The sequence below is a fragment of the Serratia sp. B501 genome, from assembly GCF_051172315.1.
Taxonomy (GTDB): domain Bacteria; phylum Pseudomonadota; class Gammaproteobacteria; order Enterobacterales; family Enterobacteriaceae; genus Serratia; species Serratia ureilytica.
Genome location: NZ_JBPIZB010000010.1, coordinates 104,513 through 120,080, shown reverse-complemented (window position 1 = coordinate 120,080; position 15,568 = coordinate 104,513). Strand labels below are relative to the sequence as shown.

At 58.3% G+C, this 15,568-nt stretch carries 14 protein-coding genes and 1 riboswitch; of the genes, 5 read left to right on the top strand and 9 right to left on the bottom strand.

What is annotated here, in order from left to right; translation table 11 throughout:
* Positions 1-331: 331 nt before the first annotated feature.
* A complete protein-coding gene (gene murI / locus ACSBQV_RS22915; RefSeq protein ID WP_025921004.1) occupies positions 332-1,195 on the bottom strand; it encodes a glutamate racemase in 864 nt (287 codons plus the stop codon).
* Positions 1,140-3,044 carry a TonB-dependent vitamin B12 receptor BtuB gene (gene btuB / locus ACSBQV_RS22910; RefSeq protein WP_099784684.1) on the bottom strand — a complete coding sequence of 635 codons (1,905 nt, stop codon included), beginning with the start codon at positions 3,042-3,044 and terminating at the stop codon, positions 1,140-1,142. The genes murI and btuB overlap by 56 nt, the downstream gene beginning before the upstream one ends.
* 69 nt (positions 3,045-3,113) lie before the next feature.
* A riboswitch (cobalamin riboswitch) is annotated at positions 3,114-3,326 on the bottom strand.
* A gap of 122 nt (positions 3,327-3,448) precedes the next feature.
* Here btuB and trmA point away from each other — a divergent pair.
* Positions 3,449-4,552 carry a tRNA (uridine(54)-C5)-methyltransferase TrmA gene (trmA, locus tag ACSBQV_RS22905; RefSeq protein WP_047025843.1) on the top strand — a complete coding sequence of 368 codons (1,104 nt, stop codon included), beginning with the start codon at positions 3,449-3,451 and terminating at the stop codon, positions 4,550-4,552.
* Positions 4,553-4,586: 34 nt separating this feature from the next.
* Here the strand turns inward: trmA and ACSBQV_RS22900 are convergent, their stop codons facing one another.
* Together ACSBQV_RS22900 and fabR are read right to left on the bottom strand one after the other, a co-directional pair.
* Entirely contained in the window at positions 4,587-4,958 is a 372-nt protein-coding gene (locus ACSBQV_RS22900; RefSeq protein WP_099784688.1) for a YijD family membrane protein, read from the bottom strand.
* 15 nt (positions 4,959-4,973) lie between these two features.
* Positions 4,974-5,606: an HTH-type transcriptional repressor FabR gene (gene fabR / locus ACSBQV_RS22895; protein WP_073534618.1), complete on the bottom strand. Its 633-nt coding sequence runs from the start codon at positions 5,604-5,606 to the stop codon at positions 4,974-4,976.
* Positions 5,607-5,824: 218 nt separating this feature from the next.
* On the opposite strand from fabR, the gene sthA reads away from it, so the two are divergent.
* On the top strand, positions 5,825-7,222 hold the full coding sequence (sthA, locus tag ACSBQV_RS22890) for a Si-specific NAD(P)(+) transhydrogenase (protein ID WP_004931047.1): 1,398 nt from the start codon (positions 5,825-5,827) through the stop codon (positions 7,220-7,222).
* On the opposite strand, the gene oxyR is transcribed toward sthA, so the two are convergent.
* Entirely contained in the window at positions 7,205-8,122 is a 918-nt protein-coding gene (gene oxyR, locus ACSBQV_RS22885; protein WP_033652202.1) for a DNA-binding transcriptional regulator OxyR, read from the bottom strand. The two genes, sthA and oxyR, sit on opposite strands and share 18 nt — an antisense overlap.
* A 151-nt stretch (positions 8,123-8,273) precedes the next feature.
* Here oxyR and ACSBQV_RS22880 point away from each other — a divergent pair, with 151 nt between their 5' ends.
* The 3 genes from ACSBQV_RS22880 to ACSBQV_RS22870 all read left to right on the top strand — a co-directional run bounded on the left by ACSBQV_RS22880 (position 8,274) and on the right by ACSBQV_RS22870 (position 11,035).
* Positions 8,274-9,005, top strand: coding sequence for a glutathione peroxidase (locus ACSBQV_RS22880; protein ID WP_015379403.1), 732 nt, complete (start codon positions 8,274-8,276; stop codon positions 9,003-9,005).
* 72 nt (positions 9,006-9,077) lie between these two features.
* A complete protein-coding gene (locus tag ACSBQV_RS22875) occupies positions 9,078-10,526 on the top strand; it encodes a dihydrolipoyl dehydrogenase (protein WP_099784690.1) in 1,449 nt (482 codons plus the stop codon).
* A 182-nt stretch (positions 10,527-10,708) separates the two neighbouring features.
* Positions 10,709-11,035 (top strand): type II toxin-antitoxin system HicB family antitoxin, encoded by a 327-nt coding sequence (locus ACSBQV_RS22870; protein ID WP_099784692.1) that lies wholly within the window; start codon positions 10,709-10,711, stop codon positions 11,033-11,035.
* 33 nt (positions 11,036-11,068) lie between these two features.
* Here the strand turns inward: ACSBQV_RS22870 and argH are convergent, their stop codons facing one another.
* From argH to argC, 4 genes are all read right to left on the bottom strand, one after another.
* On the bottom strand, positions 11,069-12,442 hold the full coding sequence (gene argH, locus ACSBQV_RS22865) for an argininosuccinate lyase (protein ID WP_004931059.1): 1,374 nt from the start codon (positions 12,440-12,442) through the stop codon (positions 11,069-11,071).
* A gap of 69 nt (positions 12,443-12,511) precedes the next feature.
* A complete protein-coding gene (locus ACSBQV_RS22860) occupies positions 12,512-13,732 on the bottom strand; it encodes an argininosuccinate synthase (protein WP_004931061.1) in 1,221 nt (406 codons plus the stop codon).
* A gap of 25 nt (positions 13,733-13,757) precedes the next feature.
* Positions 13,758-14,531, bottom strand: coding sequence for an acetylglutamate kinase (argB, locus tag ACSBQV_RS22855; protein ID WP_033645219.1), 774 nt, complete (start codon positions 14,529-14,531; stop codon positions 13,758-13,760).
* Between the two features lie 20 nt (positions 14,532-14,551).
* Positions 14,552-15,556 (bottom strand): N-acetyl-gamma-glutamyl-phosphate reductase, encoded by a 1,005-nt coding sequence (gene argC, locus ACSBQV_RS22850; protein ID WP_099784696.1) that lies wholly within the window; start codon positions 15,554-15,556, stop codon positions 14,552-14,554.
* Between the last annotated feature and the right edge of the window lie 12 nt (positions 15,557-15,568).

Here is a 15,568-nt window from a genome sequence, read left to right as displayed (position 1 = left end):
TTACTGCATGAATTTTACTTCAGTTAGTCACTCTTCAAGACTTGATATTTTTTTGCATCCGAAGATGCTGGATATCGTCTTGTGGAGTGCCCACACAGATTGTCTGATAAATTGTTAAAGAGCAGTGCCGAGAAACTCATCGGCGCGGGCTGCGTATATTACGCTTTTCGCCCTGAGAGTCAAGCGTTTATTTCGCTTTCCTCTCGCTGACCCGGCGGCTTGTCAGTCGTTGTTCCCGGTCAGTGGAGGCGCATTATAGGGAGTTCTCGGCAGGCCGCAACCCCTATTTTCAATATTTTTTCCGACCGTTGAATGTTTAACCAAAACACCGTTAAAGCGGCAGTTTTTTCAACGATTTAAAGCCGTAGCCCTGCAAAACGGGCAATAAAGCGTCAGTATCTTCATTTAACGCCATGCAATACGCCAGATTCTCTTCCTGGCTCGAGACCAGGTTTTCCTGCGTAGAGATGAGCCAGGCGGTGCGACGGGCAATCGCCGCGCCGGAATCCACCAGCCGGGTGCCTTCCGGCAACACCTGCATCAGCTCTTCAGCTAATAGAGGGAAATGGGTGCAGCCCAGCACGACCGTATCCGGCGGCTCGCGCATGCTCAGCCACGGATGCAGGATCTTCTTCAGCACCGGCAGCGGCACGGCTTCGCCATGCAGCTTGGCTTCCGCCAGCTCCACCAGTTCAGAAGAGCCCAGCAACTCAATCTTGCAGTCGGTGGCGAAACGGGAAATCAGTTCGTGGGTGTAGCTGCGCTGTACGGTGCCGCGGGTCGCCAACAGGCCGACAATGCCGTTAACGGTAAGACGGGCGGCCGGTTTGATGGCGGGCACCACGCCCACGACAGGGAAACTGAAGCGCTCGCGCAGGGCCGGCAAGGAGACCGTGCTGGCGGTGTTGCAGGCGATGACGACAATCGCCAGAGGATGACGCTGCTGCACCGCGCCGACAATCTCCAGCACGCGCTCAACGATAAACTCTTCGGACTTCTCGCCGTAGGGGAACGCCACGTTGTCGAACGCGTATATATAGTGGAGATCCGGCAGCAACTGCCGAATCTCCTGATACACCGACAGCCCGCCGACGCCGGAATCGAAAACCAGCACCGTCGGGCGAGGTGTGGCGGTGCTGTTAGAAGGTATAGCTTCCAGTGAGGTAGTATTCTCTTCCTGGAGTAGCGTAGCCATAGGCCGTCTCATAATCTTTATCAAACAGGTTGGCAATTCTACCACGAACTGTCAGATGAGATGTGACCGGATACGAAACTGCGAGATCAACAGTGCTATAACTCGGTAAACGACGCTGTTCCGTATTATAGATACTGGTGTTGTTATCGAAGCGCTTACCGAAATACTGATAGCTAACATCAAAATCAAAGTCATACATTACCCAGCTCAACTGATATTTAGCCTGTTGTTTGGCACGACGAGCCAGCACTTCATTATCTTCATCCCGGCGAGCATCAAGATAACCGAGCGTAATCTGATGATTGAAAATCCCGGTATCAAAATCCCCACTCCATTCAAGACCTTTCATAGTGGCGGCCTTAATATTGTAGTAGGCGCCCGATGACGTCAAAGTGTTATAGTAATAGTCAATCAGGTTGCTAGTTTTATTGTGGTAAGCAGCCAACCGCCAGTGCAATGGTCCAGAGGTAGCTTCCAAACTGGCTTCCCACTGCTTCGACTCTTCAGGCTTCAAATGTTCATTTGAGGCGATACCAAAACGCCTCTGGCCATATAGCTGACCTAACGTAGGCGCCTGGAAAGCCGTCCCATAAGAGATACCTAGACGATATTCAGGGATGAACTCCCAAGCAATAGCCGTTTGCCATGTGCCATGCGTACCAAAATCCTCGTTATCATCGCCACGAAGCGCACCTTCTACAGTGATGGTATCGAACTGCTGCTGGGCAGTAACATATGCCCCAGTATTATCCTGTTTGTAATTATCACCCGCTCGATAAGGCAAATAAGTTACAGAGTCATAACCAAGACCCGTGGAAACCAGTTTTTGTTGCTTCCAGTCAAGGCCTGCACTCACCATCCCATGTCCCAGTGCTAACGTATTACCCCATTGCACATTACGCTGCTCCATGTCATCCAGGGAATTACTATCGGCATAGCGGCCTTCCGTACTGAGATAATTAAGTGTCTTATATTTCTGGTAGCTGGCGACGATCTGGGAGGCAAAACTGTCTTGCTGATAGCGGAGTCCACCGTCATAGGTATGATTATAGATCTGCTGTTCATCAGGGCTTCCTGCAGACCCCGCATCGTAGTCACTACTTGCTCCATAGCCATAACCACGGACAAAGCCAGACACCTGTTCACTAAACTTATGCTCAATACCAGCCCAGAACGATTTGTTACCCCAACCGTCACGATCGCTATCTACGCTATATGTCGAGTTAGGTTGGATGTTGTAGCCTTTGCTGTCCTGAAAGGCTCCTGCTACCGTGACACGAGTATTGTCGTTCACCTTGCGTTGGAAACTACCACTGTATTCCTGATAACGGTTGGAACCCAATCCAGCCGTCAGATTTGCTCTATCTGCATCCGTCTGTGTAATGATGTTAATGACCCCCCCAATAGCATCGGCACCATATACTGCGGAGCGAGGTCCACGGATAAATTCAATACGTTGCACTAACGAGATAGGTATTTGGTTAAAATCCGCCACGCCTGTAATACCAGGTTTCGCGATTGGGACACCATCTATGAGCACTAAAGTATGGCGCGCCTCTGAACCTCTGACATACAAAGAGGCGCTTTGTCCCAACCCCCCCGTTTGAGCAATATCAACGCCGGGCAGTCGCCGCATCACCTCTAAAAGATTTTTGGACTGCCAACGATCAATATCATCTTTAGTCACGATCGACGTAGAAGCCAGCACGGAAGAAACCGGCTGCGGGAAACGGTTGGCGGTAACCACCAGGTTATCGCCATTCGTGGCTGTGGTGTTGTCTTGCGCCCATCCAGAAAAAGCCGTGACGGAAGAGACCACCGCCAGCAGCGTATTTTTTGTAATTGTCATGAGAAAAGCATCCAAACTTAATTGGCGGATGCCGCAGGATCATGGCCGGTAGTTCGCGACGGCCACGGACATTGCGACGTAACACCGGCAGGTCTTCGGGCTTGGGATTTGCAGGCCGCAGGGCGCGACCGGCAACGGGCGATGACTTCCCATCCTGCAGTGGACAGTGTCTGCGTCGAAACGCTATCGCCGTGACTTCCCCTTACCGCTGCGCGTCAGCTCCGGATTCACACCGGATTCCCTTTTCACTCGCTGCTTGAGGCCGGACGGCAATGCTACGATCAATGCAAATAGATGTCTAGACTGCCATTAATGTTACAAATAATAAACGCGACAAAACTGGACTTCACGGGCTGATTCCCTACAATCCCCGCTGATCAAATTTGCCTGACGAGAAGACACACATGACGCCCGAGAATTTGCCTATTGAACGTTACGATGACCAACTGGCGGAGAAAGTCGCCCGCCTGAAGACGTTGATGTCACCGTTCGCGGCGCCCGAGCCGGAAGTGTTCCGCTCGCCAGTCGACCACTACCGCATGCGCGCCGAATTCCGCATCTGGCACGACGCGGAAGACATGTATCACATCATGTTCGATCAGCAGACCAAGCAGCGTATTCGCGTCGATCAGTTCCCGGCGGCCAGCGAGCTGATCAACCGCCTGATGACCGCCCTGATCGCCGCGCTGAAACCCGAGCCGATCCTGCGCCACAAGCTGTTCCAGATAGATTATCTGTCGACGCGAAGCGGCAAAATCATCGCTTCGCTGCTGTATCACCGCAAGCTGGATGACGTTTGGCAACAGCGCGCCGAGCAGTTGCGCGACGAGCTGCGCGCGCAGGGTTTCGACCTGCAGCTGATCGGCCGGGCGTCGAAGACCAAGATCATGCTCGACCAGGATTATGTTGACGAAGTGCTGCCGGTCGCCGGCCGCGACATGATTTATCGCCAGGTGGAAAACAGCTTCACTCAGCCCAACGCGGCCATGAACGTGCAGATGCTGGAGTGGGCGTTGGCGGTCACCGCCGGTTCCAAAGGCGATTTGCTGGAGCTGTACTGCGGCAACGGCAACTTCTCGCTGGCGCTGGCGCGCAATTTCGAGCGCGTGCTGGCGACCGAGATCGCCAAGCCGTCGGTGGCGGCGGCGCAATACAACATCGCCGCCAACCATATCGACAACGTGCAGATCATCCGCATGGCGGCGGAAGACTTCACTCAGGCGATGAACGGAGTACGCGAATTCAACCGGTTGAAAGGCATCGATCTGAGCGGCTACAACTGCGAGACGATTTTCGTCGATCCGCCGCGCAGCGGGCTGGACGATGAAACGGTGAAGATGGTGCAGGCTTACCCGCGCATTCTGTATATTTCCTGCAATCCGGAAACGCTGTGCGCCAACCTGGAAACGCTGCAGGCCACCCACCGGGTCAGCCGTCTGGCGCTGTTCGATCAGTTCCCATATACCCATCACATGGAATGCGGCGTGTTGCTGGAAAAGCACCGCTGATATGACAGGGGCGCCATGATGGCGCCCCGTTTCATTACGATCCTTGCGTCGGCGCATCCGGCGCCTTGCGCGCCTTCAGTTTGACCCCAATCCACAGCACCAGCGCCACGCAGAGCACCGACGGCAGGAAGTTGGAGCCGATCTGCGGGTACTCGGCGCGCACGATGGCGCTGTACAACAGCAGCCCCAGCAGGAAACAGGCCGCCGCCAGCTTCGGCATGCCGTCCGGCATGGCGCGGTTCAGGTAACGCTGATGCAGGCAGTACACCGCCAGCACCAACGCGATCAGCGGGAAGATCGAAAACGGCACCACCGAGCTGAACAGCGCGGCAAAGGAACCGTTGATCGAAAGGCCGGCAATCAACGCCAGCAGTAAGGTGCCATTTTCACGGCCTGGTTTTTCCATCATTTTTTACCTTTTTTATACGTGGGACACAGAAGCTTTTTCTTGTTCGCGACGATACCAGTAATACGCCCCTTTGGAGATCATCCGCAGTTGCAGCACCAACCGTTCTTCCAGCTGCTGCCGCTGCTCGGCGTCGATATCCAGCGCTTCCGCGCCGGCGCTGAACACGATGGTGACCATCGCTTCGGCCTGCGCTTCGGTAAAGCTGCGCGGCATGTGATTTTCCAACTCAAGGTAATCCGCCAGTTCGGCGATGAAATGCTGGATCTCGCGCGCCACTGCCGCACGGAACGCTGCCGATGTGCCGGAGCGCTCGCGCAGCAGCAGGCGGAAGGCGTTCGGGTTGTTGCCGATAAATTCCATAAAGGTGGACACCGAAGTGCGGATCACGCTGCCGCCTTTGGCGATGCGTTGGCGCGCCTGGCGCATCAACTGACGCAGCATCAGACCGCTTTCGTCCACCATGGTCAGCCCCAACTCGTCCACATCGCGGAAATGGCGATAAAACGACGTGGGCGCGATGCCCGCCTCGCGTGAAACTTCCCGCAGGCTCAGACTGGCGAAGCTGCGTTCGGCGCTCAGCTGGCTGAAAGCGGCTTCGATCAGGGAACGACGAGTCCGTTCTTTTTGTTGTGCTCTGACGCCCATATGCATATCCGGATAGGTTCCATTTTCTCAGTCTAACGCCCTAGACTCGGCAATATAGCAAATTTTATTGCAACAGCATTTATACTAACGCGCTCTATCACACTTCCACCCTGAGCCGATTGTGCTTTGACTCAAAAAGCCTAATGGTGATTGGGTGAGCAGCGCTATGATGTTAAGATACCGTTGTAATCTTGTATAAAAAAACAGGTCTCTCCTACATGCAACAGCACTATCAATTTGATGCCATTGTGATTGGCTCGGGCCCTGGTGGTGAAGGTGCCGCCATGGGGCTGGTGAAACAAGGCGCCCGCGTGGCCGTTATCGAACGGTACAATAACGTAGGCGGCGGATGTACCCATTGGGGCACCATCCCCTCCAAAGCCCTCCGCCACGCCGTCAGCCGTATTATCGAATTCAACCAGAACCCGCTTTACAACAATTCGCGCACGCTCAGCGCGACCTTCCCTGACATTTTACGCCACGCCGATAACGTCATCAGCCAGCAGACCCGCATGCGCCAAGGGTTCTATGAGCGGAACCAGTGCAAACTGTTCGCCGGCGACGCGCGCTTCATCGACGCCAACACCGTCAGCGTCAGCTACATGGACGGCACCCAGGACACCATCCGCGCCGATCACATCGTGATCGCCTGCGGCTCGCGCCCTTACCATCCGGCCAGCGTCGATTTCAACCATCCGCGCATCTACGACAGCGATTCCATTCTCGAGCTGAGCCATGAGCCGCGCCACGTGATCATTTACGGCGCCGGGGTGATCGGCTGCGAGTATGCGTCCATCTTCCGCGGCCTGAACGTCAAGGTCGATCTGATCAACACCCGCGATCGCCTGCTGGCGTTCCTCGATCAGGAGATGTCGGATTCGCTCTCTTACCACTTCTGGAATAACGGCGTGGTGATCCGCCACAACGAAGAATTCGAGAAGATCGAAGGCACCGAAGACGGCGTGATCGTGCACCTGAAGTCCGGCAAGAAGGTGAAAGCGGACTGCCTGCTGTACGCCAACGGCCGTACCGGCAACACGGATTCGCTGGGGTTGGAGAACGTCGGCCTGGAGTCGGACAGCCGCGGGCTGCTGAAAGTGAACAGCATGTATCAAACCGCGCTGTCGCACATTTATGCGGTCGGTGACGTGATCGGCTATCCGAGCCTGGCTTCCGCCGCCTACGATCAGGGCCGCATCGCCGCGCAAGCGATCGCCTCCGGCGAAGCCAGCGGTCACTTAATCGAAGATATCCCGACCGGCATCTACACCATTCCGGAAATCAGCTCCGTCGGCAAAACCGAGCAGGAACTGACCGCGATGAAGGTGCCGTATGAAGTGGGCCGCGCCCAATTCAAGCATCTGGCGCGCGCGCAGATAGCCGGGATGAACGTCGGCAGCCTGAAGATCCTGTTCCATCGCGACACCCTGCAGATCCTTGGGATCCACTGCTTCGGCGAGCGTGCGGCGGAGATCATCCACATCGGCCAGGCGATCATGGAACAGAAAGGTGAAGGCAATACTATCGAGTATTTCGTTAATACGACCTTCAACTATCCGACCATGGCCGAAGCCTACCGGGTGGCGGCGCTTAACGGCTTAAACCGCCTGTTTTAACGCGCTGTCGATGTAGCCCTGCATGTGTTCGCGGATCGCCTCGGCCAGTTGCTCATAACGGCTGCGCAAAGGGGAGCCGGGGCGGTACACCAGCGCGATGGTGCGCTTCGGCTCCGGCTTGTAGCAATCCAGATAGCAGACGCCGTCGCGTTCGCGCTGCGGCGGCACCGCCAGTGACGGCAGCAGGGTAATGCCGCTGCCGGCCGCGACCATATTGCGCAGCGTTTCCAGACTGGTGGCGCGGAAGTGGGTATCTTCGTCCGCGCCCGCCTGGAAGCAGAAGCCCATCGCCTGATCGCGCAGGCAGTGGCCATCCTCCAGCATCAGCAGTTTCTCACCCGCCAAATCCGGCATCGGTACGCGCTCGCGCTGCGCCCACGGGTGATCGGAGTACACTGCCAGCTTCATCGGTTCATCGAACAAAGGCACTTCGATAAACGCCTCGGTTTCCTTCACCAGTGCCAGAATGGCGCAGTCCAGTTTGCCGCTGTCGAGTTGCGCCAGCAGTTGGTGGGTTTGCGCTTCATGCAGGTACATTTCCAGTTTCGGGAACGTTTTGTGCAGCGTCGGGATGATCTGCGGCAGCAGATAAGGCCCCACGGTCGGGATCAGGCCGATGTGCAACGGTCCGGACATGGCTTCGCCCTGCTGGCTGGCCATCTCCTTCAATACTTTCACTTCTCGCAGCACGGTACGCGCCTGCTCCACCAGCAACAGACCCGCCTGAGTGAACAGCACCTTGCGGCTGGTGCGTTCGAGCAGCATGACGCCCAACTCGTCTTCCAGCTTGCGGATCTGCCCGCTCAGCGTGGGTTGGCTTACATGGCATGAATCGGCCGCGCGGCGGAAGTGCCGGTGCTCGGCCAAGGCGACCAGATACTCTAAATCACGAATATTCATTGTTTCCCTCCATTCCATGATAGCTCATGGCGATAGATAAGATAGCAATGAGCGATTAGATCTATCAAGCCCCAGCGACAATAATGTGTCCCAACGAAGCGATATCGCGCTAAATGCTAAAAATTACTTTTCCTAATTAAGGGGTTAATCAATGTTTACCAGTCAAGAAGGCAAGAAAGTTCCTCAGGTTACTTTCCACACCCGTCAGGGCGACCAATGGATTGATGTGACCACTGATGACCTGTTCAAAAACAAAACCGTCATTGTTTTCTCGCTGCCGGGCGCGTTCACGCCGACCTGTTCTTCGAGCCACCTGCCGCGCTACAACGAACTGTCCAGCGTATTCAAGCAGCACGGCGTCGACAGCATTCTTTGCGTCTCCGTGAACGACACCTTCGTCATGAACGCCTGGAAAGCCGACCAACATGCGGAAAACATCACCTTCGTGCCGGACGGCAACGGTGAATTCACCAAAGGCATGAACATGCTGGTCGAGAAAGCGGATCTGGGCTTTGGCCCTCGCTCATGGCGCTACTCGATGCTGGTACGCAACGGCGTGGTCGAGAAAATGTTTGTCGAGCCGAACAAGCCGGGCGACCCGTTTGAAGTGTCCGACGCCGACACCATGCTGAAATACCTGGCGCCGGAATTCAAAGTGCAGGAATCGGTCTCCCTGTTCACCAAACCGGGCTGCCCATTCTGCGCCAAAGCCAAGCAGATGCTGCAAGAGCGCGGCATTCAGTATGAAGAGATCGTGCTGGGCAAAGACGCCACCACCGTCAGCCTGCGCGCCGTCAGCGGCCGCGCCACGGTGCCGCAGGTCTTCATCGGCGGCCGTCACATCGGCGGCAGCGACGATCTGGAAACATTCCTGTCAGCTTAATAAGTAATAACAAAGCCAACGTGAACTTTGGCGGGCTACGGCCCGCCCTTTTTTTACCTTTCAGGAGCGGATATGAAACTGTTGAACGTTGATGTCGCGGTCATCGGCGGCGGCACCGCAGGGCTCGGCGCCTATCGCGCGGCCAAACTGTCTACCCCCAGCGTGGTGATGATTGAAGGCGGGCCTTACGGCACCACCTGTGCGCGCGTTGGCTGCATGCCATCCAAATTACTGATCGCCGCCGCCGAAGCGGTGCATCAAATCGAACGTGCGCCGGGCTTTGGCGTGCACCCAACCGGCAAAACGCGTATCGACGGACGCGAGGTGATGGCGCGCGTCAAACGCGAACGCGATCGTTTCGTCGGCTTCGTGCTGGAAGGCGTGGACGAGATCCCGGCCGCCGACAAAATTCAGGGCTATGCCCGCTTTATCGACGACAACACGCTGCAGGTCGATGACCATACGCGCATCGTGGCGCAGCGCATCGTGATCGCCACCGGCTCTCGCCCCAGCTGGCCGGCGCCGTGGAATGAACTGGGCGATCGCCTGATCGTCAATGACGATCTGTTCAACTGGGATGACTTGCCGCAGTCCGTGGCGGTATTCGGCCCCGGCGTGATCGGGCTGGAGCTGGGGCAAGCGCTGCACCGCCTCGGCGTCGACACCAAGGTCTTCGGCATCGGCGGCGCCGTCGGGCCGCTGACCGACAGCGCCGTGCGCGATTACGCTGCGAAGACGCTGGGGGAAGAATTCTACCTCGACGCCGACGTGAAAGTGGAGATGATGCAGCGCGAAGGCGACCGCGTATTTATCCGCTATCAGGATCTGCAGGGCCAGTCGCAGGAGATCCTGGTGGACTACGTGCTGGCCGCCACCGGCCGCCGCCCCAACGTCGATCGGCTGGGTCTCGAAAACACCGGCCTGCAGCTCGACGCTCGAGGCGTGCCGCTGGCCGACCGCCTGACGATGCAAACCAGCGTGCCGCATATCTTTATCGCCGGCGACGCCAGCAACCAGCTGCCGCTGCTGCACGAGGCCAGCGATCAGGCGCGCATCGCCGGCGCCAATGCCGGCAGCTTCCCGGAGATCAATCCGGGTCTGCGCCGCAGCGCGATTTCGGTGGTGTTCTCCGATCCGCAGATCGCCATGGTCGGCTCGACCTTCCGCGAGCTGAGCGAGAAGTTCAGCGCCTGCGGCTGTTTTGAAGTGGGCAAGGTCTCGTTTGAGAATCAGGGCCGCTCGCGGGTGATGCTGCGCAACAGGGGCGTTCTGCACGTTTACGGCGAGCAAGGCACCGGCCGTTTCCTCGGCGCGGAAATGATCGGCCCGGACGCCGAACACATTGCGCACCTGTTAGCCTGGGCGCACCAACAGCAGATGACCGTCGATCAAATGCTGGACATGCCGTTCTATCATCCGGTGATCGAAGAAGGCTTGCGCACTGCGCTGCGCGACCTGCAGGCGAAGCTCAAACTCGGCACGGCCGAAATCGAGCGCTGTCAGCGCTGTCCGGGCGAATAACGCCTCCTTCTCCGTTCACACCTACCGGGCCTTCAGGCCCGGTTTTTTTGCGCAGCGCTTTCCAGATTTTCCTCCCTCCTCTTGCCTCACGGCCCTCCTGCGCTCATTTTTTATGCTTCGATATTGAAGTGATATCAATAATAATACTAAAATGGAGGGCGAAGCCAGAATGGAGGAAGAACATGGAAAAGCATGAACACTATACCTATCGCATCACCTGGTCAGCGGAAGATCGTGAATATGTCGGGCTGTGCGCCGAACTCCCCTCGTTGTCCTGGCTGGCCGCCACGCGTACCGGCGCATTGGAGGGGATCGAGAAAGTGGTGAGTGAAACGATCGCCGACATGCTGGCACAAGGCGAAACGCCGCCGCAGGCGTTGGCGGAGAAAAATTTCAGCGGCAAACTGGTGCTGCGCATGACGCCGGAACAGCATCGCCGGCTGGCGATCGGCGCGATGGAAGAAGGCGTGAGCCTAAACCGTTATCTCTGCGCACGCCTGGCGGGGTAAAGGTTCAAGGGCGGCACCAGGCCGCCCTCGTCGTCAAGCCAAACGCTGTTTCGCTGCGGCGATTGCCGCGGCCACCTGCTGCGGCGCGACGCCGCCTTTGGCCGCACGTTTGTCCAGGCAGGATTGCAACGCCAGGATCGGATAGACGTCGTCGCCGATCGTCGCGCTGAACTGCTGCAAATCCGCCAGCGGCAGCGCTTCCAGCGGTTTTCCCTGGCGAATGGCTTCTACCACCGCCTCACCGACGATATGGTGCGCTTCGCGGAACGGCACGCCTTTGGCGACCAGATAGTCCGCCAGCTCAGTAGCATTCGCATAACCCTGCTCCGCCGCTTCCCGGCAGCGCGGGCGCTTCACCTGAATGCCGTCCAGCACCAGCGCCGCCATCTGCAGGCAGTCCATCCAGGTGTCGAGCGCGTCGAACAGCCCTTCTTTGTCTTCCTGCATGTCTTTGTTGTACGCCAGCGGCAGGCCTTTCAGCGTCATCATCATGCCGGTCAGCGCGCCCTGTACGCGGCCGCACTTGCCGCGGATCAGCTCCAGCGCGTCCGGGTTTTTCTTCTGCGGCATCAGCGAAGAGCCGGAGGTCACGCGGTCAGACAGCTCGACAAACGCCGCCTCGCCGCTGTTGAAGAAGATCAGATCTTCGGCGAAGCGCGACAGGTGCACCATGCTGATGGCGGCGTTGGACAGCAGCTCCAGCACGTGATCGCGATCGGATACGCTGTCCAGGCTGTTGCGGGTCGCCGAGGCAAAGCCCAGCCAGCCGGCCAGTTGCTCGCGATCGATAGGATACGCAGTGCCGGCCAGCGCACCGCTGCCCAGCGGGCTGACGTCCAGCCGTTTCAGGGTATCCTGCAGTCGGCTCTCATCGCGCGCCAGCATCTCGACATAGGCCAGGCACCAGTGCGCGAAAGTCACCGGCTGCGCGCGTTGCAGGTGGGTATACCCCGGCATCACCGCATCCTGATTGGCTTCGGCGGTCTCCACCAGCGCCTGCTGCAGCTGGACGATCGCCTGATGCAGATCGCCGATCTGCTGTTTGCACCACAGCTTCAGATCGGTCGCGACCTGATCGTTGCGGCTGCGGCCGGTGTGCAGCTTCTTGCCCAAATCGCCGACCTTCTCGATCAGCTTCTGCTCCACCCAGCTGTGGATGTCTTCGGCATCGCTTTGGACTATCGCCAAAGGATCGGCCTGGACTTCCGTCAGTAGTGCATTCAGCGCCTGCTCCAGCTGCTGTTGCTCCGTTGCCGTCAACACGTTAACGGTCACCAGCGCCTTCGACCAGGCCACCGAGCCCACGATATCTTGCTCCGCCAGGCGATAATCGAACCGCAGCGAATCGTTGAGTTGCTTGAACCGCTGATCCGCCGCCTGAGTGAACCGTCCGCCCCAAAGTGCCATACCTTTACTCCTGAATTTTTATGCGAAAGGGCGCAGCATGCTGCGCCCTTGCAGAGTCACGCCAATCGGTTATTTATTCTTTTTCTCGTTCAACGCGCGGATGCGTGAAGACAGAGAGAACAGGCGGATAAAGCCGCCCGCGTGGCTGTGATCGTAAACTTCGTCTTCGCCGAAGGTGGCGAACTCTTCGGAGTACAGGCTGTTGGCGGATTTTTTCTGGGTCGCCGTCACCTGGCCTTTGTACAGCTGCAGCACCACTTCACCGTTCACCTCTTCAGCCAATGCTTCGGCAGAGGCCTGCAGCGAGCGGCGCAGCGGCGCGAACCAGCGGCCGTCGTACACCACATAGGACATCTCCAGGCCCAGCTGCTCGCGCCATTTGAAGCTGTCGCGATCCAGCACCAGCTGCTCGATGGCGCGCAGCGCCGCCACCATGATGGTGCCCCCTGGGGTCTCATAGCAGCCGCGGGATTTGATGCCCACCAGACGGTTTTCCACGATGTCGATACGGCCGACGCCGTGCTTGGCGCCCAGCGCGTTCAGGGTTTCCAGGCACTGGTACGGCGACAGCGCTTTACCGTTAACCGCCACGACGCGGCCTTTCTCGACGGTAACGGTCACCTGCTCAGGCTGGTCCGGCGCTTCCTGCGGATCGACGGTCCATACCCAGCAATCCTTGTTTGGCGCGTTCCACGGGCTTTCCAGCACGCCGCCTTCGGTGGAGATGTGCCAGGCGTTCTCATCGCGGCTGTAGATTTTCTCCAGCGATGCGGTGGTCGGGATATTGCGCTCTTTCAGGTAATCCAGCAGCGCTTCACGGGAACGCAGGTTCCACTCGCGCCACGGCGCTACCACTTTCAGCTGCGGCGCCAGCGCGGTGTAGGTGGTTTCGAAACGCACCTGATCGTTGCCTTTGCCGGTCGCGCCGTGGCACAGCGCGTCTGCGCCCACTTTCAACGCCAGCTCGACCTGCGCCTTGGCGATGATCGGCCGCGCCATCGAGGTGCCCAGCAGGTAGCTGCCCTCGTACAGGGCGCCGGTCTGCAGCACCGGATAAACGTAATCACGGATAAATTCTTCACGCAGATCGACCACGTGACATTCAGAGGCACCGGACTGCAGGGCTTTTTGCTCCACGCCTTCCAGATCGCTGCGCTCCTGGCCGATGTCTGCCACGAACGCCACCACTTCACAGCCGCCGTAGTTCTCTTTCAGCCATGGAATGATGGCCGAGGTATCCAGGCCGCCGGAGTACGCCAGAACGATTTTTTTGATGCCTTGGTTTTGCATGATCTATTCCTTTCTAATTCTAAAATTAAGCGAGGATCCGGGTGCCAATCGACACGCCGTTAAACAAAGCAGGAAGCTGATCGGCATGGCGCCAGCTGGCGATATCCACCGGGCGGCCGAGGGTGCGGGCAGCGTCGAGCGCCGCATTCACCTTCACCACCATACCATCGGTGATGATGCCTTGCGCGATCAGTTGTTCCGCTTTTTGCGCCGTCATTTCCGCAATGCGTTGGCCCTTGCCGTCGAGGATGCCGCTGACGTCCGACAGCAGGATCAGGTCCGCCCCCAGCGTCGCCGCCAGCGCCGTCGCCGCCTGATCGGCGTTCACATTCATTAACTGCCCTTCGGCGGTGATGCCGATGGAGCTGACAACCGGCAGGTAGCCGGCGCCCAGCAGGGTATTGAGCAGCGCGGGCGAACCGGGCTGCGCGTTGCCGACGTGGCCCAATGCCGGATCGAGCGGGGTCACGACCGCGCTGCCGCCGTCCGCCAGGCTCAGGCCGACGGCGTTGATTTGGTGTTTAATCGCCCACGCCAGCAGCGTTTTGTTGGCGGTGCCGGCCAGCGCCCCGGTGATGATGTCGATCTGATCGGCCGGCGTGACCCGCAGGCCGTTCTTTTTCACCACCGGCAAAGCGAGCTGCTTCATCAGCTCGTCCACCACGCAGCCGCCGCCGTGCACGATCACCAGCGGGCGCTGGTGCTGCTGCCGATAGCTGTCCAACGCGGTAAACAGACGCTCCAGCGCTTCTTCACTGTCTAATAACACGCCACCTAACTTGATAATTAACGGGTTCATTGCTGTTTACTCACGCTGGTTTAAAGGAGTGATTGGGTTTCCGGGAAGCCGAAACGGATATTCAGGCATTGCACCGCCTGCGCCGCCGCGCCTTTCAGCAGATTGTCTTCCACCGCCACGGCGATCAGATGCTCGCCCTGCACCGCAAAACCGATGTCGCAGAACGGCAGCCCCACCACCGCTTTCAGCGCCGGCACGCCCTGGTCGTACAGCCGCACCAGAGGCTTGTCGTCATAGGCGGCATGATAGGCGGTCGCGACGTCCTGCGCGGTCACCCCGGCTTTCAGACGGCAGGTGATGGTTTCAAGGATGCCGCGCGGGAAATTGCCCAGGTGCGGCGTAAAGATGACCGGCACGCCCAGGTGTGCGGCGATCTCCGGCTGGTGCCGGTGAGTGAAAATACCGTACGGCTGCAGGCTCACTTCGCAGAAGCTGGTGGTCATGCTGGCCTTGCGCCCGGCGCCGCTAACGCCGCTGGTGGCGTTGATCACCGGCCACTGATCCAGATTCAGCAGCTGTTTTTCGATCAACGGTTTCAGCGCCAGCTGCGCCGCCGTCGGGTAACAGCCCGGCACCGCGATCAGCTGCGCCTGTTTAATCTTGTCGCTCTGCCACTCCGCCAGGCCGTACACCGCCTGCTCCAGCAGGGCGCCATGCTGATGCTCGAAACCGTAGTACTGGGTATAGAAACCGGCGTCCTGCACGCGGAAGGCGCCGGACAGATCGAACACCACGCAGCCCGCCGCCAGGAAAGCCGGTGCGATATCGTGGCTGACTTCATGGGCGGTGGCGAGGAACACTACATCGATGCCCTGCGCCGCCTTGGCGACGTCGGTCAACGGCTGCAGCGGCAGATCGACGATGCCTTTCAACTGGGGATGGAGATCGGAAAGCAACTTTCCTGCATCTGCACTTTGCGCTGAAACCGCTAAAGCGGTTATGTTCATGTGTGGGTGGCGATTCAGGTAAGCCGTGAGCTCCGCTCCGGCGTAACCGCTGGCACCAACGATCAGCGTATTCAACATGTGGCCTTTCAC